Annotated in this window: 17 protein-coding genes and 1 pseudogene; 10 read left to right on the top strand and 8 right to left on the bottom strand. The window is 47.0% G+C overall.

Going from position 1 to position 19498, the window contains the following annotated elements; translation table 11 throughout:
- The first annotated feature begins 201 nt into the window (after nt 1-201).
- Nucleotides 202-1077: a LysR family transcriptional regulator gene (locus KH172YL63_RS18565; protein ID WP_173107486.1), complete on the top strand. Its 876-nt coding sequence runs from the start codon at nt 202-204 to the stop codon at nt 1075-1077.
- Between the two features lie 99 nt (nt 1078-1176).
- Nucleotides 1177-2340, top strand: coding sequence for an iron-containing alcohol dehydrogenase (locus KH172YL63_RS18560; RefSeq protein ID WP_173107485.1), 1164 nt, complete (start codon nt 1177-1179; stop codon nt 2338-2340).
- 52 nt (nt 2341-2392) lie between these two features.
- Here the strand turns inward: KH172YL63_RS18560 and KH172YL63_RS18555 are convergent, their stop codons facing one another.
- Nucleotides 2393-2848 (bottom strand): hypothetical protein, encoded by a 456-nt coding sequence (locus tag KH172YL63_RS18555; protein ID WP_173107484.1) that lies wholly within the window; start codon nt 2846-2848, stop codon nt 2393-2395.
- Between the two features lie 98 nt (nt 2849-2946).
- Between KH172YL63_RS18555 and KH172YL63_RS18550 the strand changes: the two genes are divergently transcribed.
- The 4 genes and pseudogenes from KH172YL63_RS18550 to KH172YL63_RS18535 all read left to right on the top strand — a co-directional run bounded on the left by KH172YL63_RS18550 (nt 2947) and on the right by KH172YL63_RS18535 (nt 8673).
- Nucleotides 2947-4380 (top strand): DEAD/DEAH box helicase, encoded by a 1434-nt coding sequence (locus KH172YL63_RS18550; protein WP_173107483.1) that lies wholly within the window; start codon nt 2947-2949, stop codon nt 4378-4380.
- A 179-nt stretch (nt 4381-4559) separates the two neighbouring features.
- Nucleotides 4560-5979 (top strand): annotated as a pseudogene (locus tag KH172YL63_RS18545) (class I adenylate-forming enzyme family protein).
- A gap of 228 nt (nt 5980-6207) precedes the next feature.
- Nucleotides 6208-7065 (top strand): dimethylarginine dimethylaminohydrolase family protein, encoded by an 858-nt coding sequence (locus KH172YL63_RS18540; protein WP_173107482.1) that lies wholly within the window; start codon nt 6208-6210, stop codon nt 7063-7065.
- A gap of 201 nt (nt 7066-7266) precedes the next feature.
- Nucleotides 7267-8673, top strand: a complete 1407-nt coding sequence (locus tag KH172YL63_RS18535; RefSeq protein WP_173107481.1) for an alkaline phosphatase — start codon at nt 7267-7269, stop codon at nt 8671-8673.
- 43 nt (nt 8674-8716) lie between these two features.
- Here KH172YL63_RS18535 and KH172YL63_RS18530 read toward each other — a convergent pair whose 3' ends face one another.
- Together KH172YL63_RS18530 and KH172YL63_RS18525 are read right to left on the bottom strand one after the other, a co-directional pair.
- On the bottom strand, nt 8717-8896 hold the full coding sequence (locus KH172YL63_RS18530; RefSeq protein ID WP_173107480.1) for an H-type small acid-soluble spore protein: 180 nt from the start codon (nt 8894-8896) through the stop codon (nt 8717-8719).
- A 37-nt stretch (nt 8897-8933) separates the two neighbouring features.
- Complete coding sequence (locus KH172YL63_RS18525) at nt 8934-9074, bottom strand: hypothetical protein (RefSeq protein WP_173107479.1); 141 nt, start codon at nt 9072-9074, stop codon at nt 8934-8936.
- Between the two features lie 173 nt (nt 9075-9247).
- On the opposite strand from KH172YL63_RS18525, the gene KH172YL63_RS18520 reads away from it, so the two are divergent.
- Nucleotides 9248-10606, top strand: coding sequence for an esterase/lipase family protein (locus tag KH172YL63_RS18520; RefSeq protein WP_173107478.1), 1359 nt, complete (start codon nt 9248-9250; stop codon nt 10604-10606).
- A gap of 55 nt (nt 10607-10661) precedes the next feature.
- Here the strand turns inward: KH172YL63_RS18520 and KH172YL63_RS18515 are convergent, their stop codons facing one another.
- Entirely contained in the window at nt 10662-10976 is a 315-nt protein-coding gene (locus tag KH172YL63_RS18515) for a thioredoxin family protein (RefSeq protein WP_173107477.1), read from the bottom strand.
- A gap of 123 nt (nt 10977-11099) precedes the next feature.
- Here KH172YL63_RS18515 and KH172YL63_RS18510 point away from each other — a divergent pair, with 123 nt between their 5' ends.
- The gene (locus KH172YL63_RS18510; RefSeq protein WP_173107476.1) at nt 11100-12143 is read left to right on the top strand and encodes an oxidoreductase; all 1044 of its coding nucleotides are present in this window, start codon (nt 11100-11102) and stop codon (nt 12141-12143) included.
- Between the two features lie 308 nt (nt 12144-12451).
- Here KH172YL63_RS18510 and KH172YL63_RS18505 read toward each other — a convergent pair whose 3' ends face one another.
- The 4 genes from KH172YL63_RS18505 to KH172YL63_RS18490 form a co-directional block, all read right to left on the bottom strand.
- Nucleotides 12452-13549: a Ger(x)C family spore germination protein gene (locus tag KH172YL63_RS18505; RefSeq protein WP_173107475.1), complete on the bottom strand. Its 1098-nt coding sequence runs from the start codon at nt 13547-13549 to the stop codon at nt 12452-12454.
- The gene (locus KH172YL63_RS18500) at nt 13546-14634 is read right to left on the bottom strand and encodes a GerAB/ArcD/ProY family transporter (protein ID WP_173107474.1); all 1089 of its coding nucleotides are present in this window, start codon (nt 14632-14634) and stop codon (nt 13546-13548) included. The genes KH172YL63_RS18505 and KH172YL63_RS18500 overlap by 4 nt, the downstream gene beginning before the upstream one ends.
- Before the next feature lie 17 nt (nt 14635-14651).
- Nucleotides 14652-16148 carry a spore germination protein gene (locus tag KH172YL63_RS18495; protein ID WP_173107473.1) on the bottom strand — a complete coding sequence of 499 codons (1497 nt, stop codon included), beginning with the start codon at nt 16146-16148 and terminating at the stop codon, nt 14652-14654.
- 137 nt (nt 16149-16285) lie between these two features.
- Nucleotides 16286-17242: an ABC transporter substrate-binding protein gene (locus KH172YL63_RS18490; protein ID WP_173107472.1), complete on the bottom strand. Its 957-nt coding sequence runs from the start codon at nt 17240-17242 to the stop codon at nt 16286-16288.
- Between the two features lie 202 nt (nt 17243-17444).
- On the opposite strand from KH172YL63_RS18490, the gene KH172YL63_RS18485 reads away from it, so the two are divergent.
- Nucleotides 17445-18431, top strand: coding sequence for a FecCD family ABC transporter permease (locus tag KH172YL63_RS18485; RefSeq protein ID WP_173107471.1), 987 nt, complete (start codon nt 17445-17447; stop codon nt 18429-18431).
- Nucleotides 18432-18434: 3 nt separating this feature from the next.
- Nucleotides 18435-19490 (top strand): FecCD family ABC transporter permease, encoded by a 1056-nt coding sequence (locus KH172YL63_RS18480; RefSeq protein ID WP_173107470.1) that lies wholly within the window; start codon nt 18435-18437, stop codon nt 19488-19490.
- Nucleotides 19491-19498: the final 8 nt, after the last annotated feature.

Here is a 19498-nt window from a genome sequence, read left to right as displayed (position 1 = left end):
TTCAACACTCCTCTATAAATCAAATGATCTGTCATAAGCGCTTTGGTCGTCTAAGTGTACCGCACCGGACCGTGTGGGCGCCATATTTTGTCCCGTAGACCCACGCTTTTTTCATTGGATAGGAGTATATCATTGATTGAAGGATGGGAGTTATCTATAATAATCGATACCAACTATCGGAATAAATGATGGAGGATCTCTATGGATGTGAATTATTACTACACCTTTAAAGAAGTGGCCAAATGGGGAAGTTATACAAAGACAGGCGAAGAGCTGGGCTACGCACAATCCAGTGTGACCACTCAAATAAAGAAGCTCGAGGAGCATTACGGGACCAAATTATTTGAAAGGTCGGGCAGGAAGATGCGCTTGACCCAATCAGGTGAAGAGCTGTATTACTATGTGGATCAAATACTCTCCCTGCTGGATGAGGCGGAGGAGAGGCTCTCGAAGGAAAGCAATCTCCGTGGAACGCTCCGGGTCGGGACGGTCGAATCACTTGCTGCCTACTTCATCACCCCATTCATCAAACAGCTGAAAGAACAGCACCCGGAGCTCAAGATCCTGCTTGCATCGGGGCTTTGTCCCAATCTGAAAGAAGGGACACTTGAGGGGAAGTTCGATCTATCCATCCTCATGGACCGTTATGTGGAGCATCCGGAGTTGACGACCATCCCGATCAGGCAGGAACAGCTCGTCATGATCGGATCTCCCGGCCACCGGTTGACGGGCCTTGATGCAATCGAATTGAATGAGCTTGCATCGGAAACACTGATTTTGACTGAAGAAGGCTGCTCGTACAGGGTGCTGCTGGAGCAGGTGCTGAATGAGGGAGGAATTCAGCCTAAATCAGTCATTTCCTTTAGCAGTCTAGAGGCAATCAAGCAGTGTGTGGCTGATGAACTGGGAATTGCAATCCTGCCGGAGATCTCAGTGAAGAAAGAACTTCAAAGCGGGAAGCTTGTGATGCTTCCTTTCAATCATGGGGATGTAAAGGTTTATACTCAAATCATCTATCAAAATAAGAAATGGCTGACTCCTCCGTTGACCCAGTTGATCGCTTCCCTGACATCTTAACTATCAAATATTTTGATGAAAGGGATGAAAAAGGTTCAATATCTCATTGAGCTGACTCTTTGCTAGAATGAAGATATAAAAACAAAATGAGGTGCAGAAATGAATACATTTTTACAATATAATCCTACAAAGCTTTACTTCGGAAGAGGTGAAGTGAAGCAATTATCCACCACTCTCGAAAAAGGTGTGAACGTGTTACTCGTGTACGGGGGAGGGAGCATTAAAAAGAATGGTGTTTATGATGATGTGACGGCCGAATTGAAGAAGATCGACGCAAAGATTTTCGAATTGAGCGGTGTCGAACCCAACCCTCGTCTGACGACTGTACGGAAAGGGGTAGAAATCTGCCGTGAAGAAGGAATCGACTTCATCCTTGCTGCAGGTGGAGGGAGCGTGATCGATTGCACGAAAGCGATCGCGGCCGGTGCCACATATGATGGGGATGCCTGGGATCTTATCACAGGAAAATCGCCGATCACAGAAGCGTTGCCATTTGGAACGGTTCTGACGCTTGCTGCGACCGGCTCTGAAATGAACCCTGTATCCGTGATCACCAATTGGGAAACGAACGATAAGCTTGGCTGGTCGTCACCCCATGTATTTCCGAAGTTATCAATCCTTGATCCATCGTACACATTCTCCGTGCCCCGGGATCAAACGGTCTACGGAATCGTGGACAGCATGTCACACGCACTGGAGCATTACTTCCATCGCACGGAAAACACTCCGATGATTGACGGTTTCATCGAGTCCCTGCTGAGAACCGCGATCGCCACCGGTCCTAAATTGCTGGAAGACATGCAATCCTTCGAGCATCGGGAAACGATGATGTATGTCAGTACGACGGCGTTCAACGGAACGTTATCTAACGGAACAGACGGAGGGGATTGGGCGACGCACCGGATCGAGCATGCGATTTCAGCCGTATATGATATCCCCCACGGCGGGGGTCTTGCGATATTATTCCCGAATTGGCTGGAGCATGTATTGGAAGAAGACCTATCAAGAGTGAAGCAGCTAGCGGTCAATGTCTTCGGCATAGAATCGAAAGGGAAAGAGGATATCGAAGTGGCGCGGGAAGGGGCCAAAGCGCTCCGTGACTTCTGGAATTCCTTAGGTGCGCCTGAACGCCTCGCCGATTATGAAATCGATGACAGCGAATTCGATGCGATCGTTGAGAAAACGTTCATCAAGCCGGGAGTCGGGACGTATAAAGAAATGGACGCTGAAAGCGTAAGGGATATTTTGACGCGTTCACTATAAGAATGGACTATACACGAAAGGCCGAACCGGACATCCGATTCGGCCTTTCATATTATCTCCGGCGGAAGCCTTCCTCCCGAAGGTACAGGGCGGCTTCATCGTATCCGCCAAAGCTGTCCTCAAGGTTATCACCGGCATAAATACTCCAGCGGTCGTCCTCTTCAATGAGCAGGAGGGTGTGACCTTCAGTATCTTTCCAGCGCTCTTCGACTGGAGGTACGGTTTCTTCTTCGGTAGCCAGCAGATCGATGGACGCGCGGATGATGCTTTTCAGCTCTTCCCGGTCAAAGTCACGGATGTTGACGAGCCCTTTTTTGTCGGCTTCATAATCTGGAAGGCTGCCGGTATAAACAAATCCGTTGCCGTTCGGATGCAGATGATACACCACGGTCGTTTTTTCATACAGACTTTCTTCAAAGTGAAAATTCACCCTGTTTAATGAAACATCTTTACGGGATAATTCACTGAACTCTTCGACAATGGATAATTTATCTTCAAATGATAACATTCTATTCCTCTTTTCATTTCACGATTTCCCCATTATAACATAGTGCCCTATTTTCTAAAGGAGATTACAGGTATAATGGGGTACAAAGAGGTGACCCCATGAAAGATTTTACTAGTTTAGGAATTCAAACTAAGTACGTTAATGCATTAAAAGAACAATCAATCACAGAACCGACACCGATCCAGAGCGAAACGATCCCGGCTTTACTCGATGGGAAAGACGTGATCGGACAAGCACAGACAGGAACCGGAAAGACGATGGCGTTTCTCCTGCCGATGCTTGAGAAGATCGATCCGGAGCGGGACGAGATTCAATCCCTGATTGTCACACCTACAAGGGAGCTTGCGATCCAGGTGACGGCTGAATTAAATCAGCTGCTGTCTTCAGCAGAAGATGATATACATGTTCTGGCCGTATACGGAGGCCAGGATGTCGATAAACAGATTAAAAGGCTGAGAAATAAAGCGATCCATATCGTGATCGGGACACCTGGCCGTATCCTTGATCATGTACGCAGGGAAACGGTCGACTTCTCGAACGTATCGTTCCTTGTCCTCGATGAAGCGGATCAAATGCTTCACATCGGTTTCTTCGATGAGGTGGAAACGATCATTCGTGAGACGCCGTTTACCCGTCAGACAGCACTGTTTTCAGCGACGATGTCCAAGGATATACGCAAGATTGGCAAGCGATATATGAAGCAGCCGCTGAATGTGCAGATTCGTGAGAAAGAGAAAATTGTTCAGGAAATCCAACAGGAAATCGTGGAAACGACGGATCGTCAGAAACTGGATGCCCTCAGTCAAACGATCCAGGACGTACAGCCGTTTTTAGGCATCATTTTCTGCCGTACGAAAAGAAGGGTCAGCAAGCTGCTCGGTGACTTGAAAGCGAGGGGCTTTCTGGTCGACGAACTTCACGGTGACTTATCCCAGGCAAAAAGGGAAGCCGTGATGAAGAAGTTCAGGGATGCGAAACTCCAGCTGCTGATCGCAACCGATGTAGCTGCCCGTGGACTTGACGTGGAAGGTGTCACACATGTGTTCAACTACGACATCCCACAGGACCTTGAATCGTATATACACAGAATCGGGCGCACAGGCCGTGCCGGTCATGACGGACTGGCGATCACCTTTGTTGCATTAAAGGACAAGCAGGATCTGGCTGCAATTGAGAAAGGAATCGACCGTACGTTACCCCGCCGTATCGTAGAAGTCCCTCTTTCATCATCTGCACCTGTCAAGAAGGGATCAGAAGAAAGCGCAAAAGACCGCCGGGAAAAACACATCCAGGCAAACAAAGACCGAAAAGCAAAGTCCAGCCGGGGAGGAAGGGCCCGGAGCGGAGAGGAAAGGGAATCCTCCCGTGGCCGCCGCGGCAAAAGCGAAGACAGACCGTCCCGACAGAGTGGTGAAGGCTCATCAAGGGGAAGGCAGTCTAAGCGGAATACCAGCAACAAACCCGGGAAAAGCGGTTCACACCTCCGCAACGGAAATTCAAGATCATCGAATACGGCTAAAAGAGGACGCTGACCAAAAGCAGCATGATGACCATTTGTGTCATCATGCTGCTTTTTTATATTGAATGATGAAGGGAAAGATGAGTTCCAGTGAAAAAGTATATATCAGAATATTCGCAAAATGTAACCGGTATCTGTTAAAATACTCCATATATCACATAAATATTTTATCGGGAAAGGCTGGCGTTACATATGCATGTACCTTTAGTGTTGACGGATTTTTTGGACAGGGCCGTGGAGCAGTACGGTGATAAGGTGGCGATCATCGATGATGAAAAGCGTTTGACTTACAGGCAGTTGTCCGAACGAGTGAACCAGCTGTCTAGGGGAATGAAGGAATGGGGCATTAAGAAAGGGGATAAGGTTGCTTATCTTGCCCCGAATACAACGGAAATGCTCGAGGGCTTCTACGGGTCTCTACGGGGATTGGCCGAGCCGTGTGAAAGCAGGGCATTGAAAGTGAATCTTTATAAGTGAAAATCAAGTGGTTATCCAGCGGGTTTCATTGGAAGAAACGGATATCGCTTCCCTGCTTTATACGAGCGGAACGACAGGAGACCCGAAAGGTGTGCTTCTGTCCCATCGCTCAAATTATTTGCATGCCTTATCATCGATGCATCATTTAAAGGTATCGGATCAGGATACACTCCTTCACGTCCTGCCGATGTTCCATGTGAACGGTTGGGGGTCGCCTTTTTACTATACAGCCAACGGCGCGACCCAGGTGATGCTTCGGAAGGTGGATCCGGAGGTGATACTGGATAAAGTGGAAGCTCACGGCGTAACAGTCATGCATATGGCGCCGACTGTACTTAATATGGTCCTTGAACGCTTCCCGGAGAAGGTCCGGGAAATTGATCAAAGTGTGAGGGTGGTCATTGCCGGATCAGCACCTCCGCCTGCCTTTGTCAGAAGGGTGGAAGAAGATCTGAATTGGGAATTCATCCAGGTGTACGGAATGACAGAAATCTCCCCGCTGATTACGACTTCTGTACTAAGGTCGACGGAAAAGGGACGGCCAAAAGAGGAGCAGTACCGCCTCAAAGCGAAAGCGGGCTACAGCATGATTGGAAGCAGGGTAAAAGTAGTGGACGAAGCGGGGGAAGAAGTCCCCCATGATGGCAAGGCAATCGGTGAGATCATCACAAGGACGAATACGGTGATGGAAGGCTATTATAAAAATCCCGACGCAACAAACCGGGCAATCAGGGACGGGTGGCTCCATACCGGTGATATGGCGACGGTTGATGGAGATGGGTTCATCGAAATTGTCGACAGGATGAAAGATGTCATCATCAGCGGCGGAGAAAACATCTCTTCCATTGAAGTCGAGGGGGCCCTGTATGAACATGACAGTGTCCTTGAGGCAGCGGTCGTTGCCGTCCCCCATGAACGCTGGGGAGAAGTGCCCCATGCCGTTGTGGTCCTGAGGGAAGGGCGCAGCTTGACCGAAGAGGAGCTCATTGCATTCTGCCGGGAAAAGCTTGCCCACTTCAAAGCACCGAAGAGCATCAGCTTCGCCGCTGAATTACCGAAAACCGCTTCAGGGAAAATCCAAAAGGTGGTCATCAGAAAAGCGTACTGGAAGGACCACGATCGGATGGTCCATTAAGGAAGAATCGTAACAGGGAAGGTAGCTGGCGTGTAATGTGTCAGCTTCTTTTTGCTGCTTTTTTTGTAGGGTAGAAAATCACCCAAGGACAACAGCCCTATTTTCACAATGTCAGCCCTCCGTTGTCCCTGCTCATGCTGCTTCCGCATAACTTATAAAAAGGAAGTTTTATTATCATAATAATAGGGAAAAGCAGTTCCGAAGAGTAAATATTTGGAGGGTATAATGATGAGTTTGAATTCCCCAATGGCACCTAACCATAAAACATATTGTGCTAACGAGTATGGGAAATTAAAGAAGGTTATGGTGGTTTCCCCGGAATATATGAGAATTAATGAAATCATAAATGAAACACAAAAGCATTTTCTTAAAGAGAATATCAATATAGATAAAGCGGTCGAACAGCACAAAACATTCGTCGAGACGTTGGAAAAGCACGGCTCAGAGGTCATTCACCTCACGCCGTCCCCAGCATTCAATGAACAAGTCTTTACAAGGGACATCGGCTTCACGATCCATGAACATTTCTTCGTTGCTTCCATGAACACGGATGTGCGCAGTGGAGAAGTGGAAACGTTGAAGAATTGGCTGAAGGCAAATGAAGTGCCAAGTCGTGGACTGCTTCATTCCATTGAAGGGGGAGATGTACTTGTCGATGGGGAAAATATCTGGATCGGGGTGAGCGGCCGCACGAATCAACTGGCCATCCAATCCCTGCGGAACCAGCTGCCTGAATACACCGTCCATGAAATCCCCTTGAAAGATGATATCCTGCATCTCGATTGTGTTTTCACAATCATCTCAAGTGAATGGGCGATTGTCTATCCGCCGGCATTTTCCCCTGAAGATCTTGCACTCATCAAGGAGCACTATCAAGTGATCACCGTGTCAGATGATGAGCAATTCCAAATGGGACCGAATGTATTGGCGATCGGCGATAACAAGATCATCTCCCTCGTTCAAAATCATTCGATGAATGAACGGATCCGTGACAAGGGCTTCGAAGTCATTGAACTGGATTTATCAGAAATCATTAAATCAGGTGGTTCATTCCGCTGCTGCACCCTGCCTTTGATTAGGGAATAGCACCCCATATGAATGGTGAAAGAAAAATATAGAAAATAAACGTGACCAAATTCATGGACTACACAGAAAAAACAGGGGGCTTTTCTCCTGTTTTTTCTGTGTTTACAGAAGCTTTACACTGCTGTATTGGTTTTGCAAATGGTTCTTCACATTTCCCCTTTATCCTTCTACATGTACTCGAAAAAATAGGAGGTAGGGTAAATGAAGAAATCAATGAAGAAGATCCTTCCTGTAGCGGTAGTGTCTACACTTGCTCTTGGGAGTTTCATAGGAATGAACCAGGACAACACAGAAGTAGAAGCGAAGGATTACAAACATGGTAAACCGAAGAACGTCATTTTCATGATCGGTGATGGTATGGGTGTACCGTATACAACCGGCCTTCGTTATATGAATGACAACCCTGATACGGCAGAGATGGAGAATACCGCATTTGATCCTTATCTTGTCGGCCTCCAAACAACGTATCCAGAAGATGAAAAAGAGAACGTAACCGACTCTGCAGCTGCTGCGACAGCGATGAGCGGCGGTGTGAAAACGTACAATAATGCAATTGCCGTTGATAATGATAAATCAGATGTCAAAACGGTATTGGAACAAGCGAAAGAAAATGGCATGTCAACAGGGATCGTCTCTACATCACAGATCACGCATGCGACGCCTGCATCTTACGGGGCACATGAGGAGCAGCGTAAAAGTGAAGATGCGATTGCAAATGACTACTATGATGAAATGATTAATGGAAAACATAAAATTGACGTCATGCTTGGCGGAGGAACGGATTTCTTCGAACGTGAAGACCGTAATCTTGCCGATGAGTTCAAGAATGATGGCTATAGCTATGTGAAATCTGCAGAGGAACTTGGCAAGGATGATAATGAGCAGGTGCTTGGGCTTTTCGCAGAGTCGGGAATGGATAAGATGATCGACCGTGATGAGAAGCAGCCCAGCCTTGCTGATATGACGACAGCTGCCCTTGATCGTTTGGAGAACAATAAAAAAGGTTTCTTCCTGATGGTGGAAGGAAGTCAAATCGACTGGGCAGGCCATGACAACGACGTTGTTGCTGCCATGAGTGAAATGAAGGACTTCGAACTGGCTTTTGAAAAAGTAAGGGACTTCGCGAAAGAAAATGGTGAAACGCTTGTCATCGTAACAGCTGACCACTCCACAGGCGGCATTTCTATCGGTGCCGACGGTGAGTATAACTGGGATCCGGCTCCGATCCAAGCGGCGAAGCATACGCCTGACTACATGGCAGAGCAAATCGTCAACGGTGCTTCAGTGGAAGATACACTTGCAGAAAACATCGACCTGGAACTGACGGAAGAGGAAGTCGCTTCTGTCAAAACAGCAGCCGAAACCGGCGACCAAACGAAAATCGATGATGCAATTGAAAAAATCTTTGATAAGCGCTCCGGCACTGGTTGGACGACTGGCGGCCACACAGGTGATGACGTTCCTGTATACGCATTCGGTCCAGAAAAAGAACGCTTTGCAGGACGAATCGATAATACGGATCAAGCGAAACTGATCTTTGATATCCTGAAAGGCAAAGGTAAGCATAAAGGACATCATGATAAAGACAAGGACCGTGAAAAACATTAAGCAAATAAAGAAGACGATATGGCCGGGCCATATCGTCTCTTTTTTATGCTTCCTCTAAGTCTTCGATACTTACCTCCGAACGTTCTTCCAATGGACCACGGAGATGAACAACGGCTGTTCTCCCATCTTCATTGACCGAATCGATCCACACGGAAGCGTCCCGATACTTCACTTCCACCTCAGCTGATGAAGATAATATCTGCTTTGCACGATTATAATCCAATCTCATTTCCTCCTTCTCATCACAGGACAGACATCTGTCACTTCGACTTGTTTCTCTGATCTTTATTATGTTTATTCCCTTTACTGTTATCTCCGTGGGTGATTTCTGAGGCAAACTCGGTTGTGCCCCGTTTTGGTGAATTTTGATTTTCGCTGCCTTTGTTATACTTCTTCGTCAACTTGCATTCCTCCCATAGACGTATTCAAGAGTAGTGTTTGATAAGTGAAACGGAGTTATGCAAGGTTTAACAGTATATATGTCTTTTTTCCTGTCTTTGGAAATGAAGGGTGAATATTTATCCTCTCTGAACGATAATGAAGAGTATCAGATACGAAAAGGGAGGGAAAGCTGGTGCAGAAAAGGACAGTCCATCCTGGCAGATGGTTCATTGACGAAGAAGCATGCAGTGTAAACGGACTACCTGTGTTATTCATCCATGGGATCGATTCATCCTCATCAACGTGGATAGAAGAGGGAGACCTGCTTGAATCCACAAGGAATGCCGGTCATCAGTCGGTATTGATCGATTTGCATCCCGATGAGGATATGTGGAGAAATGGAGAAATCCTTGCTGAAAAGATTCGGGAGATGTATGCCCATTTTCAACAAAAGCTTATCATCGTGGGACACAGCAAGGGAGGGATCGATGCCCAGGCAGCCCTTGTCCATTACGGGGCTCATCCATATGTAGAGCAGGTCATCACCTTGTCATCCCCACATCATGGCTCCGAACTTGCAGATCTTGCTTTCAGTAAATGGGCCGGCTGGCTGACCGGGAAATTAGGCAGTAGGACGCAGGCTGTATTTTCTCTGCAAACGGCCTATATGCAAAGGTTTCGTTCTTCCACTGACGAAGGTGGACCGGTCGTACCTTTTTATACGTTCGGTGGCACGGGCTGGGGAAATGCAGGCTCTCCGTTATTCTGGGGAGGATTGTACCTGAGCCGATTCGGTCAAAATGATGGAGCCGTCCTGGTGAGAAGTTCGAGGCTTCAGTCTGGCCTTGAAGTTGCTGTCGGTGACTGGACCCACGGGACGATCAAGGAAGGGAACGAAATTTTTCAATACCTGCAGCGTGTATTCAAAGGTGAAGAACTGCCTGGTGAGGTTTCAATATTCAAGGAATTGCCCGGTGAAGATGAAACCTCCGTCCTTCATCGGGGCGGGGAATATGAAGGTTCTGCAATCGAGAGGTTCCCGGTTGAAGAGGGGATTGGGCGTCTCACCGTGGTGTGGGTCAGCGACAGGAAAGATTGTGAGTATGAGCTCGTCGCCCCTGACGGAAAAGGGTATACCGCCTGGGATAGGGAGGCCGATAGGACAGGTTTCTTCCCAGGAGCCCATCATCATGCCATCTCCCTTTCAGCCCCCGTCCCTGGTCAATGGGAAGTAAGGGCAAGGGGAAGAGGAAAAGAGCATTATTTGATGACCGCATTTTTCCATCATCAAGCTGGAATGATCAGTGCCTTAAGTGGGCCTGATACAGGGAGAAAGAAGACTTACACGATCCATCACCTGCCGTTCAATCCTGATTCAAACCCTTCCACAGTCACAACCGCAGGGGAAATATCTTCATTGCCCCTTGCAGACTTTGAAGAAGGGATCCATAATATCACCCTCGACATCGAAGGGTACACAGGGATGGGAAATCCCTATCAGCGAACGATCGTCCAGACCGTGTATGTTGATGGGAAAGGGAATATTCGCTGAGAAGATCATCTGAACAACAAAGGTCCGTCCCTCGATCGAGGGACGGACCTTTAGCTTACAGGCTGTTCAGGAAGTCTGTGACCTGTTCCGGTGTTTTGGCATGTGCGCTGTGAAGGTGGGCGATTTTTTCGCCGTCCTTGTACACAAGCAGGCTTGGGATTCCCATAACATCATACTTTTCGGCGATTTCCGGGAATTCGTCCTTATTGATGTCATACCATTTATATTGATTGAACGTTTCCATGATCTCATCGATGAACATGTCCATGCGGCGGCAGTCCGGGCACCAGTCTGCATGGAATTTAACGATAACAGGTTGAGCTGACGCGATTAAGTCGTCAAAGGTTTCTTTGTTTTTGATTGATTGCAAGTTGTTAACCTCCCTTGTCCCCCTATTTTATACAAAACGATGCAGTGTGTAAAACGAATCATTTCTTTCCGCAACCCGTCCATGATACGATGAGAATACATTTTTGAGGAAAAAGGTGACATTATGCAAACAATCAAAGTAGGTTTGGCAGGATACGGTTTTTCAGGACAAAGCTTTCATCGTCCGCTGCTTTCTCATTTAGAAGAGTTTCATATTGAATCGGTACTGTCTTCCAATGAAGAAAAAGTTCAAAAGGACCTGAAAGGCACCACCGTCGTATCGTCCATGGAAGAGCTGCTTCAGCAGGACATCGAACTGGTTGTCATCACAACACCGAACCATCTTCATTATCCGATGATCAAACAAGCCTTGCTGGCAGATAAACATGTGATTGTCGAGAAACCGTTCGTGACGAACAGCAAGGACGGAAAAGAGCTTCTTTCACTGGCGAAAGAGCGGGGCCTCCATCTTTCCGTCTTTCATAACCGCCGCTTTGATGCGGACTTTTTGACCGTCCAGCAATTGGTCAAGGAAGAAACACTTGGAAAAATCTATACATACGAAGCCCATTTCGACCGTTTCCGTCCGGAAATAAAGGACCGCTGGAAAGAGAACCAAATTGAAGGGGCAGGCGTTCTGTACGATCTCGGTTCCCATCTGATCGATCAGGCACTCACCCTGTTCGGTACCCCCGAGTGGGTGCAGGCAGATGTGTTCCCGCAGCGCAACCCGGAGAAAGCGGAGGACTATTTCGTGATCACCCTTGGATATGACGTGTTGAGAGTCCAGCTCTACTCACGTTCAATCGTATTGGATCCAGGACCTCGCTATCAGGTTCATGGCCGTAACGGCAGCTACGTCAAACACGGGATGGACCGCCAGGAGGAAGACTTGAAGGCCGGGAAAAATCCATTATCCGCCGAGTGGGGGATGGAAGAGGAAGAGAACTGGGGCGTCCTTACGACAGTGAATGGTGACGACATCATATCAGAAGTCATCCCGTCTGAAAAAGGAGACTACACCCGTTATTATCTTGGGATCCACCGTGCCATCACAGGGAACGAACCTCTGCCTGTTTCCCCTGAAGACGCGTTAGAGGTGATTGAAGTAATCGAAGCCTGCAAGCAAAGTTCGGATGAAAAGCGGGTTGTTTATTTGGGGAAATAAGATTGTGGGGTTATTCGGCTCGATTATGAAAATGGTATATGGTGGTTTCGTCGGTAAAAATCGATATCACCAATTAAATTAATATTTCGCCGATCACTCAAATCACTTTTATCACAAAAAGTGCCTGCTAAATAAAAATCCGAACGAAGTCGAAAATCTGCTTCGTTCGGATTTTTTGTGCTATCACTTCATACATGTAGTAAGCCCTGTACGGAAATCAGCAGTGGAGTACCAAAGTGAATTGCATTTCAGAGAAGTTCGTGTTTTGAGGATGAGGGCATCGTTATGTCTCATCCCTTTACTTTCTTTTATTCAACCGTACCAGCTTCCAGGATCTGAACATCCGCTTTCACATCGAATTTCACCTCGGGATAGATTTTTTCTTCCCATTCTTTAATATCGAATCCCCGTACACCGTGCTTTTGGTTCTGACCGATCCCTATGGGGTCGATCCCTAATTCCTGAAACTCCTTCAGCATGGCTATACACTTTTTTTCTATATCTTTTTTCATCTTTTTTTCTACTGTATCCACTTTTTTAGACGTTAATTTCTTTCCGGTATATTCCCTGACGATTCCCCTGATTTTTATTTTTATGGTCACTTCGACAGGATCGGTCTTATGTTTTACGATGATTTTGTGTTTGGCGCTCAAGCTAGTGACCGAAGCTTCTACTGATTTTTCTGTTTCCGATGCCTCCTCTCCTTCCATTTTCACTACATGACTTCCCTCTGCCAGTTTATCGACCAATATTTTGAAGAAGAATAAATCGTTTGCGGGGATTTTCTTTACCATCTTATCTTTGTTGAACAGGGCGATTCCTGTGATGGCGACACTTTCTTTATTGAGTTGCTTTACCAAGGGCAGATAAGGTGTTTGTCCGTCCTGAAAATAATCAAACAGAAATAAATGGAGATTTGTTTCAGGAAGTTCCCTTTTGTTGATGTTGTGATAGATGAGGTTTGAAAGGTAGGTACCGTTTCCTCTTTGTCCGTAGTTTCCCTTTAAGAGTTCACCCGCTTCCCCTTCAGCAATGGTAAGGTATAATCTTGCCCCAACACTTGCATCCCGTTGCAGGGAGTCTCCGATATCGATGATCCCTTTCTTTGCGAGCTTTTCACCGATCACGACAACATCCAGGCTTCCCCGGACCAAAGGCTGCTGAGAGCGCCTTTCCAGCTTTTCGAGTACCTCACGGGTAGAGTCTGCTTCTGCAGACAAGGTTCCATTTTGGATGGTTTTATCAGCGGCATAAATCGGGAAAAGGGAGGTTCCCCTGATCTTATTTTCCCCGGCGTAATCAAATGCTTTTCCGGTTTCGATATAGAGATCGTCAATGATTTCCCTTTCCACACAGCCACTTAGGAACAGGAGGCATATCGTGAATAATAGTATGAACCTCTTCATGGTTTATGTTTCACCTTCTTCATGATGATCACCAGTATCAGGAGGATGGGAATATAGAAGAAATTAAAATAGTATCCAATCTTCCCAGAAATATCATTTAACAAATTGACTTGTTCCCGGTCTGAGATAAATGTCAGGGAACCGAGACATAGGATACAAACGATCATCAGCGTGTATTTATGCTTGACCGGGGTGATCCGTTTTAGCGTCCGGCTAGCGCACCAGATCGAAATGCACACGTTCGGCAGGATAACCAGGCACCAGTTTGCGATGCCGATATACTCAAATCTCTCCACAAAGGGCATTTCGACGATTTTCCACATGGATAATGTGGCCCACACCGTTTTCTCCAATTGTTTTTGGCTGAAAAAAGCGAATGATATAAGGGCGATGAGTGTGTAGACCGTCGTCGTTGTGAAAAGGGCCCAGTGCGCATATTTCTGGGACTTCTTTGCGTCTTTGATAAACGGGTAGATCATTAAAATCGATTCGTATCCAAGAAAAGTGAGAGACATATTTTTCGTAGATATCAAAATATCTTTTATAGAATGATCAAAGACAGGCAGTAAATTCCGGAAGTCGGCGTATCTAAAGGTGAACATGAATGTCAGGAGCAGATAGCTCGGCAGGATTGTCCCGAAAAAGGCCGTACCGGTCAATGTTCTGACTCCACCATTTACAATATAGTACACCAAGAACATGAAAAAAAATCCGAACATGAAGGTGCTCAGCTCCGGATACATCCACACCTGCAGCACCTCGATATACGTACGGAGGATCGTGACGACCAGCAGGCTGAAATAGATGGCAAACAGCAGGCTGAATAGCTTCCCGATCCACTTCCCGAAGGCGAGGGTATGGGCCGACACCAGGTCACCGCCTGATTTATCGAGGATGATATACATACATATCATCAAGACATGGGTGATGATCCCGGCTAAAATGACTGCAACCCAGCCATCATATCCTGCATTCATAGCAATGATGCGTTGAAATCCAAGCACACCTGCCCCGACCTGGATCGAGTGAACGAGGAAAAAGACGAGAAATGGGGATATTTTTCTTCTATCTGGAATTGGCTGCATGTCATCACCTCCAAGCTTCATTCGTCAATATCAACCTTTCGTTTTCCTTCAGAAGGACGGAATCTGAAGGGAATCTTAGTGCGCAGAAATTCCGGTCTGCCCGCCTGCTTATTGAATGGAAACCGGATCAGGGCATCCTTCAGGTCCTTCAGACGAGGAGGATAGAGAGGCTCGAGTATCGGTCTTCCGAGTGATGTTAACTGTAACAGGTGACCCATGAGCAGACAGAAACAGAAGACGATACCGACAAGTCCCCAAAGCTGTGCGAACAACAGGAAAGGAAACCGTAAGATACGGATAGTATTACTCATCCGGTAAACCGGTGTCGTAAAGGAGGCAAGGGCAGAGAGCGCAACGAGTATGAGCAGAACGTTACTCGTTAAGCTCGCCTCGACCGAAGCCGTCCCGATCACGATCCCGCCAACGATACCGATCGTCTGACCGACCTTGGTAGGCAACCTTGCCCCTGCTTCCCGGAGTAGTTCAATCGTCAACTCGAGAAACAACGCCTCCAATATAGGAGGGAGGGGGATCTCCTGCCGTGAAGTGATCAAGGTAGCCATAAGATCCTTTGGAATCAATTCGTAATGATAGGTTAATGCTGCTACATAAATTGGTGTAATCAATACTGAAAAGGCAACAGAAAATACCCGTACGAGACGGAAGAAAGAGGCAATGGAGAAGTTCAGGAAATAATCCTCGTACGCATTGAAAAACTCGGTCAATGTCGTCGGTCCGATCAAGGCATGAGGCGATCCGTCTGACATGACAACAACCTTTCCCTCCACAAGGACCGATGCAATCCTGTCAGGCCTTTCCGAGTCGAGAAGCTGGGGGAAAGGGGAGTAGCTGTTGTCGGCAATGAGCTGCTCAATGAACGAGCTGTCCATGATCTGATCGAAATCTATGGCCTGCAGCCTCTGTCTCATTGTGTTCACATTCGCTTCATTGGCAAGGCCGTCAAGGTAGACAAGGACGACTCTCGTATGGGTCATTTTTCCGATATTGAATTCTTCGACTAATAATTCTTTAATCGGCAGCCGCTTCCGGATCAGATTCAAGTTGTCACTGAGAGACTCGACAAAGGCTTCTTTTGGACCGACAACGCTGAATTCCACTTCGGGCTGGGACACTTTCCTTCCCATTTCATTCTTTGTGGCGATGAATGCAAACTCTTTACTAGAGGCATCCATCGTCAGGACCGTGTATCCGTTATAGAGCTTCTGTTCAATTTTCGATTCATCTTTCGACACTTGGATATCCAGAACGGGGACGAGCTTCTTTAAATCATCAAATGAATGAAAATCCTTCGAAAGCAAAGAGGGAAGGACATCCTCCTGCAGGATCTTTCCATCGATCAGGGTCGTAATGAAATGCAGGCTGAATTTGGCCCCGGTATGAGGGTTTTGGTAAAAGGCTTCCTTAAAATCATCAGATTTCTCCGCACTCTTTATAATGCTTTCATATGATTGCTTTTTATCTGTACTTTTCTTGTTTTTGAAAAATGACAACATACTAACCCCTCATATTCGATGTGTAGTCTATCCTGTAGTGTTTCCGAAAATAGAAGAATTATGAAAAAGCATTGTGCACATAAAAAAACATGCCTGGAAGGATGGGCACCCTTCCAGGCATGTTGTGAGAGATATGATTATTGATTTAAGAAAATCTTTTCTATATCATCAAGCATTTTATTCGCTGCAATGACACCACCTGCAGTATTCCAGATTGCATCGTTTACTTCGTGGACTTGATTTTGCTTTGCGACTTCAAGGTTTTGGAACAGTGGGTCGTTGATCCATTCTTCCGCCAGTTTATTCGCTTCACCATCACCTGTTTCGTATGTGAAGTAGAATAGAACATCCCCGTCCATTGCAGGAATGCGTTCTTTCGTTACACCTTTTTCAGCAAAGTCATCAACATCCTGGCCTTCCGGACGTGCAAACCCTAACTGATCAAGAATAACACCAGAGAATGAATCTTTATGATAAATACGGACATCCCCAGCCATGAAACGGACCATGGACACTTCCTGGTTCAGTTTATCACCAAGTTCGCCTTTAAGGTCTTCCATGCGCTGCTCATAGGCAGCAAGAACTTCCTGGCCTTTTTCTTCTTTATTCAACGCTTTTGCATACAGTTCAAAGTTCTCTTTCCAGTTACCGCGAAGGGTTTCCGCCATGACTGTAGGAGCGATATCCTTCAGTTGGTTATACTGTTCTTCCTGACGCATTTTGTTCCCGATGATCAGATCAGGCTGAAGCTTCGCGATCGCTTCGATGTTCAATTCACTTTCAGTACCGACAACTTCAGCATCCTTCATTTGCTCGGAGATATGATCATACCAAGGATCTCCTGTCCAAGATTGTACGGCTCCAACAGGCGTTACATCCATTGAAAGGAGTGCTTCCGTTCCTTCATTCGTTAAGATCACGACCTTCTTTGGTGTTCCTTTGATTTCAGTCGTCCCCATTGCGTGATCGACTGTATATGTTTCTTCTTTCGCATCTTTATCTGCTGATTCTTCCTTTTCCTCTTTATTACCGCAAGCGGCTAGAAAGAGGAGAGTTGTGATGAGCAGAAAAGATAATAAACTTTTTAATTTCATATGTAGGTCCCCCTGAATCTTTTTTATCGATTGATAATCGTTATCATTTACATTCATAATAGTAGATGAGAAGGTTTTCATTGTCAACAGTTAATTGATAATGATTTTCAAAGTCATTGACGCTTGTACGTCTCTTCTTTAAACTAGAAAGGGAAGAATAGACCGAAATGAAATCTTTTTTCCTAATAGAAAGGTTCACATAATGAAAACTCAAAAACAATTTATTTTATTTATGGTGACATTCCTGTTCCTTATAGTGTGCATGGGAATAAGTATTGTTTATGGTTATACGGATACATCCTGGAAGGCAGCTTTCAACGCATTTACAGATCCGGACGGTTCGACGGAGCATATTGTGCTGCAGACGATCCGGCTTCCGAGGGCACTGATTGCAGCAGCGGTGGGGGCTTCCCTTGCAATTTCAGGTGTCATCATGCAGACATTGACAAAAAATCCTCTCGCTTCTCCGGGTATATTCGGAATCAATGCAGGTGGTGCATTCATGGTCGTAGTGGCCGTCACGCTGTTCGGCGTTTCGAGCCTCCAATCTTTCACTTGGCTTGCGTTTACAGGTGCCGGTATAGCAGCAGTCGGCGTCTATGTCATCAGCTCAGTCGGGAATAAAGGCCTGACACCTATGAAGCTTACTTTGGCAGGGGCTGCGATCACAGCGATGTTTTCTTCCTTTACCCAGGGCTTGCTCGTTCTGAACGAAGCGGCACTTGAGCAGGTATTGTTCTGGCTCGCGGGTTCGGTTCAGGGGAGAAGCATCGAACAGTTAGGCGCTGTTTTCCCTTATATGGCAGGCGGCTGGATGCTGGCACTCGTGATCGCCGGCAAAATGAATATACTTGCCATGGGTGAAGATGTTGCCAAAGGTCTAGGTCTGAAAACAGCCTTGATCAAATTCATCGCCCTGGTGATTGTAGTACTGATGGCAGGCGGATCGGTGGCAGTAGCCGGTCCGATCGGCTTCGTCGGAATCGTCATCCCACATCTCGCGCGAAAGATCATCGGCGTTGATCACCGTTGGCTCATTCCTTATTCAGGGCTCTTAGGTGCGATTTTATTATTGGCAGCAGACATCGGGGCCCGTTACATTATCATGCCGCAGGAAGTACCGGTAGGGGTCATGACTGCAATCATCGGTGCCCCATTCTTCGTGTATGTGGCAAGGAAGGGGTTTTAGCAGATGAATCGGTTTATTGGAAAACGTTGGCTTCAGGACCGTGTCTCTCTCCTTGTTGATGTATCGGCATTGAAAAAGGTGACCATCCTGGGTGTGCTCGCCCTGATCGTCCTGATCATGAGCACCGGAATCGGTGATATGAAAATTGCGCCATGGAAAGTGATCAGTGTCTTTTTCGGCGGGGGGACAAGCCTGGAACAGCTCGTAGTGACGTCTTTCCGACTGCCACGGATTCTCATCGCCCTGCTTGCAGGAATGGCTTTAGCCGTTGCGGGTGGAATCCTTCAAGGGATGATCCGCAATCCGCTGGCTTCTCCTGACATCATCGGGATCACAGGGGGAGCAGGAGCTGCGGTCGTCGGCTTCCTGACCCTGTTCAGCAATGATGACAATTCACTTACGGTCAGTATCAAATGGCTTCCGGTCGCGGCATTCGCCGGTGCGACCGTCATTGCATTTCTCGTATACTTTCTCGCTTGGCGAAAAGGGGTGTCTCCTGTTAGACTCGTCCTAATCGGGATCGGGATTTCCGCTTTGACCCAGGCTTTGACGACACTATTGATGATACTTGGTCCAATCTACAGGGCGAGTCAGGCAAATATATGGATCACGGGCACAGTGAACGGATCCGATTGGCAGGATGTGTGGATGCTTCTGCCATGGAGCCTGGTCTTTATCCTGTTAAGCTTCTTTATTACGCGGCAGCTGAATATACAGGAACTAGGCGAAGAAATCGCGACAAGTGTCGGAGGGAATGTTGAGCGGCAGCGCTTTATCCTTCTCCTGATGGCGACGGCACTGGTGGGCGGGGCCGTCGCGTTCGCAGGCGGGATCGGATTTGTCGGCTTGATGGCACCGCATATGGCAAGACGGATGGTTGGCTCGTCATTCGGTGTCCTCCTTCCGACTGCTGCCCTCATCGGGGGGATTCTCGTGATGGTGGCAGACTTGATCGGCCGTACATTATTCCTGCCTCTCGAAGTGCCGGCAGGCGTATTCACTGCAGCGATCGGTGCACCATACTTTATCTATTTACTATTTAAAACCAGAAATTCTTAAAGGGGTTG

Origin of the sequence: Bacillus sp. KH172YL63, assembly GCF_011398925.1 — a bacterium.
Taxonomy (GTDB): Bacteria; Bacillota; Bacilli; order Bacillales; family Bacillaceae_B; genus Rossellomorea.
This window is presented reverse-complemented; position numbering and strand designations above follow the sequence as displayed.

What these genes read in the sequence shown, in the direction of transcription:
- KH172YL63_RS18565 (WP_173107486.1), top strand. Translation starts at nt 202, where the DNA reads ATGGATGTGAATTATTACTACACCTTTAAAGAAGTGGCCAAATGGGGA.
- KH172YL63_RS18560 (WP_173107485.1), top strand. Translation starts at nt 1,177, where the DNA reads ATGAATACATTTTTACAATATAATCCTACAAAGCTTTACTTCGGAAGA.
- KH172YL63_RS18555 (WP_173107484.1), bottom strand. Translation starts at nt 2,848, where the DNA reads ATGTTATCATTTGAAGATAAATTATCCATTGTCGAAGAGTTCAGTGAA.
- KH172YL63_RS18550 (WP_173107483.1), top strand. Translation starts at nt 2,947, where the DNA reads ATGAAAGATTTTACTAGTTTAGGAATTCAAACTAAGTACGTTAATGCA.
- KH172YL63_RS18540 (WP_173107482.1), top strand. Translation starts at nt 6,208, where the DNA reads ATGAGTTTGAATTCCCCAATGGCACCTAACCATAAAACATATTGTGCT.
- KH172YL63_RS18535 (WP_173107481.1), top strand. Translation starts at nt 7,267, where the DNA reads ATGAAGAAATCAATGAAGAAGATCCTTCCTGTAGCGGTAGTGTCTACA.
- KH172YL63_RS18510 (WP_173107476.1), top strand. Translation starts at nt 11,100, where the DNA reads ATGCAAACAATCAAAGTAGGTTTGGCAGGATACGGTTTTTCAGGACAA.
- KH172YL63_RS18505 (WP_173107475.1), bottom strand. Translation starts at nt 13,549, where the DNA reads ATGAAGAGGTTCATACTATTATTCACGATATGCCTCCTGTTCCTAAGT.
- KH172YL63_RS18500 (WP_173107474.1), bottom strand. Translation starts at nt 14,634, where the DNA reads ATGCAGCCAATTCCAGATAGAAGAAAAATATCCCCATTTCTCGTCTTT.
- KH172YL63_RS18495 (WP_173107473.1), bottom strand. Translation starts at nt 16,148, where the DNA reads ATGTTGTCATTTTTCAAAAACAAGAAAAGTACAGATAAAAAGCAATCA.
- KH172YL63_RS18490 (WP_173107472.1), bottom strand. Translation starts at nt 17,242, where the DNA reads ATGAAATTAAAAAGTTTATTATCTTTTCTGCTCATCACAACTCTCCTC.
- KH172YL63_RS18485 (WP_173107471.1), top strand. Translation starts at nt 17,445, where the DNA reads ATGAAAACTCAAAAACAATTTATTTTATTTATGGTGACATTCCTGTTC.
- KH172YL63_RS18480 (WP_173107470.1), top strand. Translation starts at nt 18,435, where the DNA reads ATGAATCGGTTTATTGGAAAACGTTGGCTTCAGGACCGTGTCTCTCTC.